Source organism: Microbacterium pratiae, from assembly GCF_047302165.1.
Classification (GTDB): Bacteria; Actinomycetota; Actinomycetes; order Actinomycetales; family Microbacteriaceae; genus Microbacterium.
On sequence record NZ_CP154843.1, the window covers coordinates 2,227,583 to 2,241,262 of the forward strand.

Consider the following 13,680-nt stretch of genomic DNA (forward strand, 5'->3'; position numbering starts at 1 on the left):
ACTGAAGCGATGCGAGTACTGGCTGCGATGAGCGGCGGCGTCGACTCCGCGGTCGCCGCGGCTCGGGCCGTCGACGCCGGACACGACGTCGTGGGCGTGCACCTGGCCCTCTCCCGAGCGGGTGGCACCCTCCGTGCGGGCAGCCGTGGCTGCTGCACGATCGAGGACGCGATGGATGCCCGCCGCGCCGCCGACCTGCTCGGCATCCCCTTCTACGTCTGGGATTTCTCGGAGCGCTTCCGTGACGACGTCATCGACGACTTCGTCTCGGAGTACCGTGCCGGCCGGACGCCCAACCCGTGCATGCGGTGCAACGAGAAGATCAAGTTCGCGGCGCTCCTCGAGCGCGCGATCGAGCTCGGCTTCGACGCGGTGTGCACCGGTCATTACGCACTCCTGGTCGATGGCCCCGAGGGGCGCGAGCTGCACCGCGCGTCGGATGCCGCGAAGGACCAGTCGTACGTCCTCGGTGTGCTCACCGCGGACCAACTCGCCCACACGTACTTCCCGCTGGGGTCGACGCCCTCCAAGGCCGAGGTGCGCGCGGAAGCTGCGGAGCGCGGTCTGACGGTGGCGCAGAAGCCCGACAGTCACGACATCTGCTTCATCCCCGACGGCGACACCCGCGGGTGGCTCGCCGAGAAGGTCGGGGCGGAGACCGGTGAGATCGTCGACCGCACGGGAGCGGTGGTCGGGCGTCACGAGGGTGCGCATGCGTTCACCGTGGGTCAGCGCCGAGGGCTGCAGCTGGGTGTTCCGGCGCCGGACGGCAAGCCCCGCTTCGTGCTCGAGGTGCGCCCCGTCGACAACCGCGTCGTGGTCGGCCCGAAGGAGGCGCTGGCGACGGCTGAGATCGCCGGCGGCCGCTTCACGTGGGCCGGGCGAGCGCCATCCGGGCGTGTCTTCGACTGCGAAGTGCAGATCCGCGCCCACGCGGACCCCGTGCCCGCGCGTGCGGAGATCACCGAGAGCGAGATCGTCGTCGTTCCCGCCACGCCGTTCGACGGCGTGGCTCCGGGGCAGACCGCCGTCGTCTACGAGGGCACGCGCGTGCTGGGACAGTTCACGATCGACCGGACCGTCTCGGCCGTTCCGGTCGACGCCTGATCGATCCGGCGGCGGCGCGGAGGGCGTCCGCCAGCTCGGTGTAACGGAATCGGTACCCCGCGGCGACGAGGCGCTCGGGGACGACCCATCGGCTCTTCAGGATGAGTTCCGGTTCCGTCCGCAGCAGCCACATCGCGGGTTCGATCATCCAGCGCCACGAGGGAATGCCGAGCGGCATCCCGACGATCGAGCGCAGCTCGCGCATGAGGGTGCGGTTGTCCGAGGCGTGCGGGCTCGCGACGTTGACGACCCCCGTCATGTCGTCGTGTTCGTCCACCCAGCGCAGCACCCCCACGACATCGTCGATGTGCACCCAGCTGAAGCGCTGCCGCCCTCGGGTGCGATGCCACGGGGGAGTGCTGCCGGTGGGATGATCGCCGATTCCGCGATAGCGGCGGTGCGGGATGATCGGACCGTCGATCTGCGGTCCACCGAGTCCCAGACGCGCGAGCGTCAAGAGCATCGACGTCGCGGGCCCTGCGCCCAGGACGATGGCCATACGCAGGGCGACGCGGCGGGTGCCGGGCAGCTCGCCGGCAAAGAACGCAGCCTCCCACGACCGTGCGACGTCGACGGAGAAGCCGCTTCCGAGCTGCCCCTCGGCCTCCGAGTTGGGGTGGTCGACGGCATGGCGGTAGATCGTGGCGGTCGAGGCGTTCACCCAGAGTCGGGGCGGATGCGCGGCGCGGCTGACGGCCGCCCACAGCTCGCGGGTGGTCGCCACACGTGACCGCAGGATCTCATCGCGGTTGCGATCGGTGTACCGGCAATCGACGGATTTGCCGGCGAGGTTGACCAACAGGTCCGCGCCGTCCACCAGGCGGTCGATACCGGAGGAATCGCCCCAGGTCGTGTCCGACGTGCGCCCGATCGTGTCGACGGTGTAGCCATCCGAGGTGAGTCGCTCGACCACGGCCGCACCGATGAAACCGGAGGCGCCGGCGACCACGGCGCGGCGCGGGGTGTCGCTCATGACGCCATCGTAGTACGTTCTGAACATGTTCAGTCGAGTACCCGCAACCGCAGAAGATGGCCGTTCGGTCTACGAGCGGGCCCTCGGTGCCGATCTGTCGCGGATGCCGCCCTCGCTCCGGGTCTACTTCGGCGCCATACCCGCCGGATGCGTGGGCATCGGTCAGGGCGTCTACGACGACGCGGGCTACTGCGGACCCCGCTGGCTGAGGCCCGTGGTGCGCCTGTTCGCGGGGCGCGGGGTGATGTTCCCCGAGCGCGGCGCCGCCGTGCCGTTCGCGATCACGAACATGCCGCAACGAGACGGCTCGCTCCGCGCCGAGCGCGACTTCTTCTTCCCGGGTGCGCAGCGACGCATGGTGGACGCGATGAGCATTGGTCGTTCGGGGGAGATCATCGATCGGCTCGGATGTCGCGGCGGGCTGGAGGTGCGGCTGCGTGCCCGGGCGGAAGCCAGCGGGATGCGGCTACGATCCGTGGGGCTCGCCCTGCATCTCGGCCGCGTCCGGCTGCCGCTCCCGAGGGTCGCGGGAGTCGAGGTCACCGAGACGGCGGGACGTGCGAACGGGACATCGCAGCACGTGGACGTGAGGGTCCGCGCCTGGCTCCTGGGCGAGCTGTTCCGTTACGAAGGCACGTTCGCGTACCGCATCCAGCCGCTGGACGGGAAGCCCGGCAGGGGCGTCGTACCCCCTGCCTAGACTGACGGGGTGGCAGACCGAGAACTCCCTGAGATCACCCTCGACGAGGCGCGCGCAGAAGCCCGCGATCTGATCGAGCGGATCACTACGGCACGCGACGCGTACTACGGGCGCGATGCCGAGGTCGTCGACGATGCGACGTACGACGGCTGGATGCATCGCCTCGATGCGCTCGAGAGGTTGCATCCCGAGCTGCAGTCCCAGGATTCGCCCACCCAGACCGTCGGTGCCGCCGAGTCGACGCTGTTCGCACCGGTCACTCATGCCGAGCGCATGCTGAGTCTCGACAACGTCTTCTCTCCCGAAGAGCTGACCGACTGGTGCGTCAAGGCGGCGGCAGCGGCCGGGCGCCCCGTGCGCTGGCTCTCCGAGCTCAAGATCGACGGACTGGCGATCAGCCTCCGCTACGAGAACGGTGTGCTGACCTCGGCGGCGACGCGCGGCGACGGTCGCGTGGGCGAGGACGTGACGGTCAATGCCCTGCGTGTGGCCGGGATCCCGGAGCGGCTCGAGGGCACCGGGCACCCGCCGATCGTCGAGGTGCGCGGCGAGATCTTCATCCCCGTCGCCGAGTTCGCCCGACTCAACGCCCTCCAGGCCGAGATGCGCGACCGGGTGGTCGACGAGGCGCGGTCCCGATCCCGCGCGTTCGACGAAGAGCGTGCCCGCATCAGTGCCGAGCGCCGATTCCCTGCTTTCGCGAACCCGCGCAACGCCGCAAGCGGCGGCCTGCGCCAGCAGCTCGACAAGAAGACGGGCCTCGAGCTCGAAGCGTCGGAGGCCCGTGTCCGCTCCCTCCGGCTCTACGTGCACGGCATCGGCGCCTGGCAGAACCCGCCCGTGTCCTCGCAGAGCGAGATCTACGCGCTCCTGGCTGAGTGGGGTCTGCCCATCAGCCCGCACTCGCAGACGCACGAGAGCATCGACGGTGTCCTCGGGTACGTCGCTCACTACGGCGAGAACCGTCACAGTGTGGAGCACGAGCTCGACGGCGTCGTGGTGAAGATCGACGAGCTGGCGCTGCACGACGAGCTGGGTGCCACGAGCCGCGCGCCGCGATGGGCGATTGCCTACAAGTATCCGCCCGAGCAGGTCAACACCAAGCTGCTCGACATCGTCGTCTCCGTCGGTCGCACGGGCCGCGCCACTCCATTCGCCGTGATGGCCCCCGCCCGCGTCGCGGGCAGCGTCGTGCGGCAGGCGACGCTCCACAACCAGGACGTCGTCCGCGCGAAGGGCGTCCTCATCGGCGACACCGTCGTCCTGCGGAAGGCGGGCGACGTCATCCCCGAGGTGCTCGGACCCGTGGTCGAGCTTCGTGACGGTACGGAGCGCGCGTTCGTGATGCCCGCGAACTGTCCCGAGTGCGGGTCGCCGCTCCGCCCCGCGAAGGAGGGTGACATCGACCTCCGTTGCCCGAACGCGCGCTCCTGCCCGGCGCAGGTCCGTGGCCGTGTCGAGCACGTCGGATCTCGGGGTGCCCTCGACATCGAGGCGCTGGGCGAGGTCACCGCGGCAGCGCTGACGCAGCCGCTCGGCGACGCGACACCACCGCTGGTGACCGAGGCCGCCCTCTTCGAGCTCACCCTCGACCAGCTCGTACCGATCGAGGTACTCGTCCGCGACTCCGAGACGGGCGAGCCGCGCGTCGATGACAAGACGGGCGAACCCGTGCGGCGTGCCCCCTTCCGGCGCAACCCGTCGTCCGCGGAGAAGAAGGAAGGGCTGACCGGCCCGCAGCCCTCGGCGCAGGCGCTGAAGCTCCTCGATGAGCTTGAGAAGGCGAAGACGAAAGAGCTGTGGCGGTTCCTCGTCGCGCTCAGCATCCGTCACGTCGGTCCGATCGCGGCCCGAGCGCTCGCCCAGTGGTTCGGCTCGATCGCGGCGATCCGGGCTGCGTCGCGCGACGAGCTGGCGGCCGTCGAAGGCGTGGGTGGGATCATCGCCGACTCCCTGATCGACTGGTTCGAGGTCGACTGGCACCGCGAGATCGTCGAACGGTGGGAAGTGGCCGGAGCGCGCCTCGAGGTACCGGGTCATCCCGGGCCCGGTGCTGCCGCCGTCGAGGGAGGAGTCCTCGAGGGGATCACCGTCGTGGCGACGGGATCGCTCGAGGGCTACACCCGTGAAGGCGCGCAGGAGGCGATCCTCGCGGCCGGCGGCAAGGCCGGGTCCTCCGTCTCGAAGAAGACCGACTTCGTGGCGGCGGGGCCGGGCGCAGGCTCCAAGCTGGCGAAGGCCGAACAGCTCGGCGTGCGGATCATCGACGCCGCGCAGTTCCGTGTCCTCGTCGAGCAGGGGCCGGCGGCTCTCGACTCGTGAGCGGCGAGCGTCATCGCGACGGGATCACCCGGCCCGATCAGGCCGTCGTGATCCCGATCGGCGCCGGTCCAGCGCGAACTTGAAGCGTGGCCGGTGTCAGCCGGCCAGCAGCCGATCGCGGACCTGGCGACGCAGCACCTTGCCGATCATGGACTTCGGTAGCTCGTCGACGACGACCACCCTGCGCGGCACCTTGTACGGGGTCAGGATGCCGCGGCAGAAGTCGCGGACGTCGGCCTCGTCGATCGTCGCCCCGGGGGCGGCAACGACGGCGGCGACGACGTCTTCGCCGGAGTGATCGCTGGGCAGGCCCACCACCGCAGCATCGGCGATCTGAGGGTGCTGCCGCAAGGCGATCTCGACCTCGGTGGGGGCGACGTTGAAGCCGCCGGTGATGATGAGCTCCTTGATCCGGTCGACGATCCGGACGAAGCCCGCCTCGTCGATCGTGACGATGTCGCCGGTTCGGAACCAGCCGTCGACGAACACCTTCTCGGTCTCCTCGGGCTTGCCGTAGTAGCCGGTGAACACCTGCGGGCCGCGAACGAGGAGTTCGCCGCGACCGCCGGGCTCGACGTCGCGCGTCGGTTCGTCCGGGTCCACGACGCGGCACTCGGTACCGGGGAGCGGAAGGCCGACGGTGCCGGGGACGCGGTTCTCCGCGACGGGGTTGGCCATCAGCACGGGCGAGCACTCCGAGAGCCCGTAGCCCTCGACGAGGTATCCGCCGGTCGATGCCTCGAAGGGGACGACGAGCTCGTGGGGCAGCGCCATCGCTCCGGAGATCGCGACCTGAGTGCCGGCGAGCGACACGCCCGCCGCATCGGCTGCGGCCAGCAGACGCTCGGCGATCGGGGGCACGAGCGGAAGGAGAGTGGCCGGATGCCGCTTGTGCACGGCCAGCACGAGGGCCGGATCGAACTTCGGGAAGAGGACGAGACGGGCCCCCATCGACATCGCGAAGGTCAGGCAGAGCGTGAGCCCGTATGCGTGGAACATGGGCAGCACGGCGTAGACGACGCAGCCGTCGCCGCGTTGGATGGTCGGTGTCCATGCCTGTGCCTGCGCGGCGTTCGCCAGGAGGTTCCGATGCGTGAGGGCGGCTCCCTTGGGGTTCCCGGTCGTGCCGCTCGTGTACTGGATGAGAGCGAGGTCGCCCGTCGTCGGGCCGACGTGGCTCGCGGGGAGCGGGTCGTGCCGTTCGGCGTCCGACCAGAAGCCGTGCACGCTGCTACGGGCGACGGGAGCGGTCAGAGCCTCGCGTGACTCGCGCGCTTTCGCGACCGGAAGTCGGAGCGCGGCCCTCATGCCGAGAGGCATGGCTGTGGTGATGTCGACGGAGATGACGGCGTTGAGCGCGAGATCGTCCGGGAACTCGAGCAGCACCGAGACGAGCTTGCTCCACACGATGGCGACCTTCGCGCCGTGGTCCTCGAACTGCTTGCGCATCTCGCGCGGCGTGTAGAGCGGATTGTGCTCGATGACGACCGCGCCGAGACGCAGCACGGCGTAGAACGCGACGATGTGCTGCGGGCAGTTCGGGAGCACGATCGCGACACGGTCGCCGCGGCGGACACCGGCATCCCGCAGGTACGCGGCCGCTCGCTCGATCCGCTCCTGCAGCTGCTGGTACGACACCGTGCGGCCGAAGAACTCGAGGGCGGGCGCATCCGGATGCTCGCGCGCGGACGTCGCGACGATGTCGACAAGCGAACCCTCGATGGGGGCCAGGTCCTCCGGCACCCCGTCGGCGTAGCTGGCGATCCAGGGACGTGGCGGGTCGTAGGTCGTCACGCTGACACCCTACGGGTCTCGCGAGCGATCGGGCCCCAACTAGAATCGACGGGTGTCAGAAATCACCCCCGATCTCGTGCGCCACCTCGGCGTGCTCGCCCGGATCCAGCTGAACGACGAGGAGGTCGAGCGTCTCACCGGACAGCTCGACGCGATCGTCGACAACATCGCGAAGGTGTCGGAGGTGGCGACGCCGGACGTCCCGGCCACGAGCCACCCGATCGCCCTCGAGAACGTCTTCCGCGAAGACGTCCCGGGCGACATGCTCACGCTCGAGCAGGTGCTGCAGAATGCGCCCGAGCGTGCGGATGACCGGTTCCGCGTGACCGCGATCCTGGGGGAGGAACAGTGAGCGACATGATCCGTTCGACCGCCGCCGAGCTGGCCGCCCGTCTGGCCGACGGCAGCGTCAGCAGTGTCGAGGTGACGCAGGCCCACCTCGACCGCATCGCCGCCGTCGACGGCGACGTTCATGCCTTCCTGCACGTCTCGGACCACGCCCTCCGTGTCGCGGGCGAGATCGACGCGCGCCGCGCCGCCGGTGAGGAACTGGGCGAACTCGCGGGCGTCCCGCTGGCGATCAAGGACGTGCTCGTCACGACCGACATGCCGTCGACGAGCGGGTCGAAGATCCTCGAAGGGTTCATGTCGCCGTACGACGCGACGGTCGTCGCGCGTGCTCGCGCTGCGGGGCTGGTCCCGCTCGGCAAGACGAACATGGACGAGTTCGCGATGGGGTCCTCGACCGAGCACTCCGCGTACGGGCCGACCCGCAACCCGTGGGATCTCAACCGCATCCCCGGCGGCTCCGGTGGCGGTTCCGCCGCCGCCGTCGCCGCGTTCGAGGCACCCCTCGCCCTCGGATCCGACACCGGAGGCTCGATCCGTCAGCCCGCGCACGTCACGGGCACGGTCGGTGTCAAGCCGACGTACGGCGGCGTCAGCCGCTACGGCTCCATCGCGCTCGCCTCCAGCCTCGACCAGGTCGGCCCCGTCTCGCGCACCGTCCTCGACTCGGCGCTCCTGCACGACGTCATCGGCGGGCACGATCCGCACGACTCGACGTCGCTCGCGGAGCAGTGGCCGTCCTTCGCCGCCGCGGCACGCGAGGGCGCCCGGGGCGACGTGCTCCGCGGGCTCAAGGTCGGAGTCATCCGCGAGCTGGCCGACGTGGGCTTCCAGCCGGGCGTCAGCGCCTCGTTCCGCGCCTCGCTGGCGGCGATGGAGGCCCAGGGGGCCGAGATCGTCGAGATCAGTGCGCCTCACTTCGAGTACGGGGTCGCGGCGTACTACCTGATCCTCCCGGCCGAGGCGTCGAGCAACCTCGCGAAGTTCGACTCGGTCCGCTTCGGGCTGCGCGTCGATGTCCCGGGCGGCACCGTGGAGGACGTCATGTCGGCGACGCGCGAAGCCGGATTCGGCGACGAGGTCAAGCGCCGCATCATCCTCGGCACCTACGCCTTGTCGGCGGGCTATTACGACGCCTACTACGGCAGTGCGCAGAAGGTGCGGACGCTCATCCAGCGCGACTTCGACGAGGCGTTCGCGCAGGTCGACGTCATCGCGACTCCGTCCGCACCCACGACCGCGTTCCGTCTCGGCGAGAAGATCGACGATCCGCTGCAGATGTACCTCAACGACGTGACGACCATTCCGGTCAATCTCGCCGGCGTTCCGGGGATCTCCATTCCGTCGGGGCTGTCGGATGACGACGGCCTGCCGGTCGGCATCCAGTTCATCGCGCCGGCGCGCCAGGACGCGCAGCTCTATCGCGTCGGCGCCGCGCTCGAGACTCTGCTGGTCGACAGCTGGGGCGGCCCGCTGCTCGACCGCGCACCGATCCTGGGAGGGGCACGCTGATGGCTGCCAAGGTCGCACTGATGGACTACGACAAGGCGCTCGAGCTGTTCGAGCCCGTCCTCGGCTTCGAGGTCCACGTCGAGCTGAACACGCGCACGAAGATGTTCTCCCCGGCGGCGAACCCCGCTCATCCCGAGAACCACGGCGCCGCTCCGAACACCCTCGTCGCGCCCGTCGACATGGGTCTGCCCGGGGCGCTCCCTGTCGTGAACGAGACGGCGATCCGGTCGTCGATCAGCCTGGGTCTCGCGCTCGGCTGCTCGATCGCACCCTCGAGCCGCTTCGCGCGGAAGAACTACTTCTACCCGGACCTCGGCAAGAACTACCAGATCTCGCAGTACGACGAGCCGATCGCGTTCGAGGGCGCGGTCGAGGTCGAGCTCTCCGACGGCACCACCGTGACGGTCGACATCGAGCGGGCGCATATGGAGGAGGACGCCGGCAAGCTCAGCCACATGGGCGGCGCGGCCGGACGCATTCAGGGCGCCGAGTTCTCGCTCGTCGACTACAACCGTGCCGGAGTGCCCCTCGTCGAGATCGTGACCAAGCCGATCTTCGGCGCCGAGCACCGCGCGCCCGAGATCGCGAAGGCGTACGTCCGCACCATCCGCGACATCGTGATCGGTCTCGGCATCTCGGAGGCGCGTCTCGAGCGCGGGAACCTGCGGTGCGACGCGAACGTGTCGCTGCGCCCGCGGGGGCAGGAGAAGCTCGGCACGCGCACCGAGACGAAGAACGTCAACTCGATGCGTTCCGTCGAGCGCGCGGTGCGCTACGAGATCCAGCGTCAGGCCGCGATCCTCGCCGAGGGCGGGACCATCACGCAGGAGACTCGGCACTGGCACGAGGACACCGGAACGACCTCGCCGGGCCGTCCGAAGTCGGACGCCGACGATTACCGGTACTTCCCGGAGCCCGATCTGCTGCCGGTCGCGCCGTCACCCGAGCTGATCGAGGAGCTTCGCGCGGCACTGCCCGAGCCGCCGGCCGCCCGACGCCGCCGTCTGCAGGGCGAATGGGGCTTCACGGATCTCGAGTTCCAGGATGTCGTCAACGGCGGCCTCCTCGCCGAAGTCGACGCGACGGTCGCTGCGGGGGCATCCCCCTCCTCGGCACGCAAGTGGTGGACCGGTGAGATCACGCGCGTCGCGAATGCGCGTGGCGCGGAGCCGCAGGCACTGGTGTCACCCGCTGACGTGGCGGCGCTGCAGCAGCTGGTCGATGCCGGAACCCTGACCGACAAGCTGGCCCGTCAGGTTCTCGAAGGCGTCATCGACGGCGAAGGCTCGCCGCAGGAAGTCGTGGATGCTCGTGGGCTGGCCGTGGTCTCCGACGACGGTGCGCTGATCGCCGCGATCGACGAGGCCCTCGCCGCGCAGCCGGACGTCCTGGCGAAGATCAAGGACGGCAAGGTCCAGGCCGCGGGAGCGGTCATCGGCGCCGTCATGAAGGCGATGAAGGGCCAGGCCGACGCCGCACGTGTGCGCGAGCTGATCCTCGAGCGCGCGGCACAGTAGGTCCGACTTCTCCGCATACCGGGAACGGCACCGCCGACACCTCCTCCGAGGCGGCGGTGCCGTCTCCATGTGCGGGCATACGACCGGTGTCGGCGGTACCCGCGAGAATAGACGCATGGGACGCGGCGACGGCACGGGACGCATGGTGTCGCCGCCGGACGCGGACGACACGGGCACCCGCATCCTGCACGTCGATATGGATGCGTTCTACGCGGCGGTCGCGGTGCTGGACGATCCCTCGCTCGCGGGCAAGCCGATCATCGTCGGCGGAGTCGAGCGCCGCGGAGTGGTCTCGAGCGCCTCATACGAAGCGCGTCGCTTCGGCGTGCGGTCTGCGATGCCGGTCGCGCGCGCACTGCAGCTGTGTCCGCAGGCGATCGTCGTGCCGACGTCGTTCGAGCGCTACACCGAGCTCTCGCGGCGCGTGATGGAGATCTTCCGATCGATCACCCCGCTCGTCGAACCGCTGTCGATCGACGAGGCTTTCCTCGACGTGAGCGGCGCCCGTCGGCTCTGGGGGAGCCCGCGCGAGATCGCGCAGCTCATCCGCCGGCGCGTCCTGAGCGAGACCGGCCTCACGTGCAGCGTCGGCGTCGCAGCGACGAAGCACGTCGCGAAGATGGCGTCGACGATCTCCAAGCCCGACGGCCTGCTCGTCGTCACGGAGGAGCAGACGCTCCGATTCCTCGGCGGACGTCCTGTCGGAGCGCTGTGGGGCGTCGGGCCGAAAGCAGCCGAGGCGCTGCTCACTCGGGGCATCCGCACGGTCGCAGATGTGTGGGACACCCCCAGGTCGGTTCTCGACAGGGCCCTCGGTCCGGCCATGGGCGAGCGGGTGTGGCATCTCTCGCGGGGCCACGATGCTCGCCAGGTCCAGACGGAGCGGGCCGAGAAGAGCATCTCGCACGAGGAGACGTTCTCGCGCGACGTCACCGACCTCACCGTGCTGCGCTCCGAGCTCAGGCGCCTCGCCGACCGGGTCGGCGCCCGGTTGCGTGCGGGCGGCTGGGAGGCCGCGACCGTGTCGATAAAGGTTCGTCTGAGCGACTTCTCGACCTACTCCCGCTCGCAAACGCTGCCGTTGGCGACGAATGTCGGTCAGCGCATCGGCTCAGCCGCGATCGAACTGCTCAGCACCGTCGAACTGTCGCAGCCGGTGAGGCTGATCGGTGTGCGCGCTGAGAAGCTCCGACCGGACGGCACCGGGGGCTTGGCCCTGTGGGACGACGACGAGGAGTGGCGGCGCGTCGACGACGCGCTCGATGGAGCGCGGGCCCGCTTCGGGAGAGGTGCGGTCACACGAGCGAGTGTCCTCGGGCCGCGCCGCGATGTCGGCGCCATGCCGACCAATCCGCGACCCGATCACGAACACTGACACCTGTACCGAGGCGCCCGGCGAGGGGTACGGTGGGTCCATGCCCAACCTCGCACTCGAACTCGGCAAGCAGACCGCGAATCTCGGCGTCACCAGCGTGTACGGCGAACAGCAGGATGTCGACGGCATCAAGCTCATCCCCGTCGCGCTGTCGTGGACCGGCTTCGGTGCCGGCGAGGATGACGAGGGCAACAGCGGTGGCGGTGGCGGCGGCTACGCCATCCCGGTCGGGGCCTACGTGCGCAAGGGCGACGATCTGCGTTTCGAGCCGAACCTCGTGTCGCTCGTGGCTGTCGGCATCCCTTTCGTGTGGGTCGTGGGCCGCGCTCTCAGCCGTGTCATCCGCGCCCTCAAGAAGTAGGGTCGCCGCGCGCCTGACATCTGCGGCGCTCATTCGCATCGTGCTCGACGCGGTCTCGCCGGGCGACGTCGTCATCATCGACGGCCGCAGCGGAGCCGGGAAGTCCACGCTGGCACGCGAACTCCAGCGCCGGTGGATCGGCGCGCGGACACCGCAGCTGGTCGCGCTCGACGAGCTGTATCCCGGATGGGACGGCCTCGCCGCGGGCGCCGAGTACGCGGTCGCCCGTGTGCTCGCCCCTCGCCGCACGGGAGCGACAGCGCGCTGGCAGCAGTGGGATTGGGAGACGGACCGCTACGGAACGGAGCGTGTCGTCGCCGCGGACGAGACGATCGTCCTCGAAGGCAGCGGCGCGCTGACTTCTGCCGCAGCCGGCTTCGCGACCGTCCGTATCTGGTTGGACGCGCCGAGCGAGGTCCGTCGACGTCGCGCGCTGACCCGCGACGGTGAGACTTACCGCCCGCACTGGGAGCGCTGGGCTGCGCAGGAGCTGGACCACATCGCCCGGAACGATCCTCGGGGCCTCGCGACGCACGTCGTCGAGCTCGTCTGATCAGCCGTCGAGCGCTTGGAGGAGCATCTCCTGGCGATACCCGAGCCACTCGTAGACGTCGAAGCGAGGATCGCCGACCGGCATGATGCTCTCGTCGCTGATGCCGATGCGCTCCGCCAGCACGAGCCGGAGGCCGGCGAGCGTCCGGAGCCAGGCGGTCTGCTGTTGCGGGTCGAGTGTCAGCGGTTGACCGGACGCCGCGTCATCGTGGGGGATCGGGCCGTCACCCAGCGTCGCGAGGACCAGACGCGCATCGGCGGCACGTGTCGCCGCGACATCGTCTCGGGTGAGCTCGCGGAACTCCGCCGCGGCAGCCTCATCGTCGGGATAGGCATCGGGGGAGAGACGCTTCGCCGCCGTGTCGCGGGGATCTTCGGGTGCTGTGACGAGCTCGAGGTACTGCTCCACGAGCTCTCGCAGGTAGTCCGCCTCGGGTGCGGGCAGGGCGAAGACGACGGAGGCGGTCATGCGTCCGCCCGTCGGACCGTCGCCCAGAGGCCGAACTCGTGCATCGCGCGCGTGTGCGCCTCCATCGCCTCGCGGGGGCCTTCGGCGACGATCGCGTGGCCGTCGTGATGGACGGCGAGCATCAGCTGGGTCGCGCGATCGCGTGAGTATCCGAAGTAGGTCCGGAAGACATGCACGACGTAGGACATGAGGTTCACCGGATCGTTCCACACGACCGTCTGCCACGGTTCGTCGGGGGCAGCACGGAGATCGATCTCGATGTCGATGTCGGGAAGGGTGGTGCTCATCAGGCCCATCCCAGCTCGTGCAAGCGATCGTCATCGATGCCGTAGAAGTGAGCTATCTCGTGGACGAGTGTCGTGTGTATCTCGTCGCGGAGGCCGGAGAGATCCTCGCACACGTGGAGGTGCGGTTCGCGGTAGACGATGATGCGATCGGGCAGCTCGCCCTGACCGTACCGGTCTCGCTCGGTCAGGGCGAAACCGTCGTAGAGGCCCAGCAGATCGAGACTGCCGTCTTCCGGGCGGTCTTCGACGACGAAGACGACATTGTCGAGTCCGTCGATCATGTCGTCCGGAAGACGGTCGAGTTCATCGGTGACGAGGAGCTCGAACTCCGCGGCATCCATCTCGATCATCCGCACTCCCGGA

Annotated in this window: 14 protein-coding genes; 9 read left to right on the plus strand and 5 right to left on the minus strand. The window is 69.6% G+C overall.

The genetic code is table 11. The annotated features are described in order from the left end of the window. Nucleotides 1-9 precede the first annotated feature (9 nt). Nucleotides 10-1,107: a tRNA 2-thiouridine(34) synthase MnmA gene (mnmA, locus tag AA0Y20_RS10560; RefSeq protein WP_412939173.1), complete on the plus strand. Its 1,098-nt coding sequence runs from the start codon at nt 10-12 to the stop codon at nt 1,105-1,107. Here mnmA and AA0Y20_RS10565 read toward each other — a convergent pair. After that, a complete protein-coding gene (locus AA0Y20_RS10565) occupies nt 1,064-2,080 on the minus strand; it encodes an epimerase (protein WP_412939174.1) in 1,017 nt (338 codons plus the stop codon). The two genes, mnmA and AA0Y20_RS10565, sit on opposite strands and share 44 nt — an antisense overlap. 25 nt (nt 2,081-2,105) lie before the next feature. On the opposite strand from AA0Y20_RS10565, the gene AA0Y20_RS10570 reads away from it, so the two are divergent. Both AA0Y20_RS10570 and ligA read left to right on the plus strand, forming a co-directional pair. Continuing rightward, nucleotides 2,106-2,780 carry a DUF4166 domain-containing protein gene (locus AA0Y20_RS10570; protein WP_412939175.1) on the plus strand — a complete coding sequence of 225 codons (675 nt, stop codon included), beginning with the start codon at nt 2,106-2,108 and terminating at the stop codon, nt 2,778-2,780. A gap of 9 nt (nt 2,781-2,789) precedes the next feature. Then, entirely contained in the window at nt 2,790-5,102 is a 2,313-nt protein-coding gene (gene ligA / locus AA0Y20_RS10575) for an NAD-dependent DNA ligase LigA (protein WP_412939176.1), read from the plus strand. 96 nt (nt 5,103-5,198) lie between these two features. Here ligA and AA0Y20_RS10580 read toward each other — a convergent pair whose 3' ends face one another. After that, nucleotides 5,199-6,896 carry a long-chain-fatty-acid--CoA ligase gene (locus AA0Y20_RS10580; protein ID WP_412939177.1) on the minus strand — a complete coding sequence of 566 codons (1,698 nt, stop codon included), beginning with the start codon at nt 6,894-6,896 and terminating at the stop codon, nt 5,199-5,201. A 52-nt stretch (nt 6,897-6,948) separates the two neighbouring features. Here AA0Y20_RS10580 and gatC point away from each other — a divergent pair, with 52 nt between their 5' ends. The 6 genes from gatC to AA0Y20_RS10610 all read left to right on the plus strand — a co-directional run bounded on the left by gatC (nt 6,949) and on the right by AA0Y20_RS10610 (nt 12,562). Continuing rightward, entirely contained in the window at nt 6,949-7,248 is a 300-nt protein-coding gene (gene gatC, locus AA0Y20_RS10585) for an Asp-tRNA(Asn)/Glu-tRNA(Gln) amidotransferase subunit GatC (RefSeq protein ID WP_120262676.1), read from the plus strand. Between the two features lie 5 nt (nt 7,249-7,253). Next, nucleotides 7,254-8,756 (plus strand): Asp-tRNA(Asn)/Glu-tRNA(Gln) amidotransferase subunit GatA, encoded by a 1,503-nt coding sequence (gene gatA / locus AA0Y20_RS10590; protein WP_412939178.1) that lies wholly within the window; start codon nt 7,254-7,256, stop codon nt 8,754-8,756. Further along, nucleotides 8,756-10,273, plus strand: coding sequence for an Asp-tRNA(Asn)/Glu-tRNA(Gln) amidotransferase subunit GatB (gene gatB, locus AA0Y20_RS10595; RefSeq protein WP_412939179.1), 1,518 nt, complete (start codon nt 8,756-8,758; stop codon nt 10,271-10,273). The genes gatA and gatB overlap by 1 nt, the downstream gene beginning before the upstream one ends. 115 nt (nt 10,274-10,388) lie before the next feature. Then, complete coding sequence (gene dinB, locus AA0Y20_RS10600) at nt 10,389-11,648, plus strand: DNA polymerase IV (RefSeq protein WP_412939180.1); 1,260 nt, start codon at nt 10,389-10,391, stop codon at nt 11,646-11,648. A gap of 40 nt (nt 11,649-11,688) precedes the next feature. Then, nucleotides 11,689-12,009, plus strand: a complete 321-nt coding sequence (locus AA0Y20_RS10605) for a hypothetical protein (protein WP_412939181.1) — start codon at nt 11,689-11,691, stop codon at nt 12,007-12,009. 40 nt (nt 12,010-12,049) lie between these two features. Next, a complete protein-coding gene (locus tag AA0Y20_RS10610) occupies nt 12,050-12,562 on the plus strand; it encodes an AAA family ATPase (protein ID WP_413331490.1) in 513 nt (170 codons plus the stop codon). Here AA0Y20_RS10610 and AA0Y20_RS10615 read toward each other — a convergent pair whose 3' ends face one another. The 3 genes from AA0Y20_RS10615 to AA0Y20_RS10625 are packed head-to-tail and all read right to left on the minus strand — an operon-like array spanning nt 12,563 to nt 13,667. Further along, nucleotides 12,563-13,030: a DUF2017 family protein gene (locus AA0Y20_RS10615; RefSeq protein WP_412939183.1), complete on the minus strand. Its 468-nt coding sequence runs from the start codon at nt 13,028-13,030 to the stop codon at nt 12,563-12,565. It abuts the gene before it with no gap. Beyond that, nucleotides 13,027-13,326 (minus strand): ATP-dependent Clp protease adapter ClpS, encoded by a 300-nt coding sequence (gene clpS, locus AA0Y20_RS10620; RefSeq protein WP_412939184.1) that lies wholly within the window; start codon nt 13,324-13,326, stop codon nt 13,027-13,029. Before clpS ends, AA0Y20_RS10615 begins: the two co-directional genes overlap by 4 nt. Next, nucleotides 13,317-13,667 (minus strand): metallopeptidase family protein, encoded by a 351-nt coding sequence (locus AA0Y20_RS10625; RefSeq protein ID WP_412939185.1) that lies wholly within the window; start codon nt 13,665-13,667, stop codon nt 13,317-13,319. The genes clpS and AA0Y20_RS10625 overlap by 10 nt, the downstream gene beginning before the upstream one ends. Nucleotides 13,668-13,680 lie beyond the last annotated feature (13 nt).

Excerpts from the sequence above, each read along its gene's own strand:
- gatB (WP_412939179.1), top strand. The coding sequence starts at position 8,756 with ATGGCTGCCAAGGTCGCACTGATGGACTACGACAAGGCGCTCGAGCTG.
- AA0Y20_RS10570 (WP_412939175.1), top strand. The coding sequence starts at position 2,106 with ATGTTCAGTCGAGTACCCGCAACCGCAGAAGATGGCCGTTCGGTCTAC.
- mnmA (WP_412939173.1), top strand. The coding sequence starts at position 10 with ATGCGAGTACTGGCTGCGATGAGCGGCGGCGTCGACTCCGCGGTCGCC.
- AA0Y20_RS10625 (WP_412939185.1), bottom strand. The coding sequence starts at position 13,667 with ATGATCGAGATGGATGCCGCGGAGTTCGAGCTCCTCGTCACCGATGAA.
- clpS (WP_412939184.1), bottom strand. The coding sequence starts at position 13,326 with ATGGGCCTGATGAGCACCACCCTTCCCGACATCGACATCGAGATCGAT.
- AA0Y20_RS10605 (WP_412939181.1), top strand. The coding sequence starts at position 11,689 with ATGCCCAACCTCGCACTCGAACTCGGCAAGCAGACCGCGAATCTCGGC.
- gatA (WP_412939178.1), top strand. The coding sequence starts at position 7,254 with ATGATCCGTTCGACCGCCGCCGAGCTGGCCGCCCGTCTGGCCGACGGC.
- AA0Y20_RS10615 (WP_412939183.1), bottom strand. The coding sequence starts at position 13,030 with ATGACCGCCTCCGTCGTCTTCGCCCTGCCCGCACCCGAGGCGGACTAC.
- dinB (WP_412939180.1), top strand. The coding sequence starts at position 10,389 with ATGGGACGCGGCGACGGCACGGGACGCATGGTGTCGCCGCCGGACGCG.
- AA0Y20_RS10565 (WP_412939174.1), bottom strand. The coding sequence starts at position 2,080 with ATGAGCGACACCCCGCGCCGCGCCGTGGTCGCCGGCGCCTCCGGTTTC.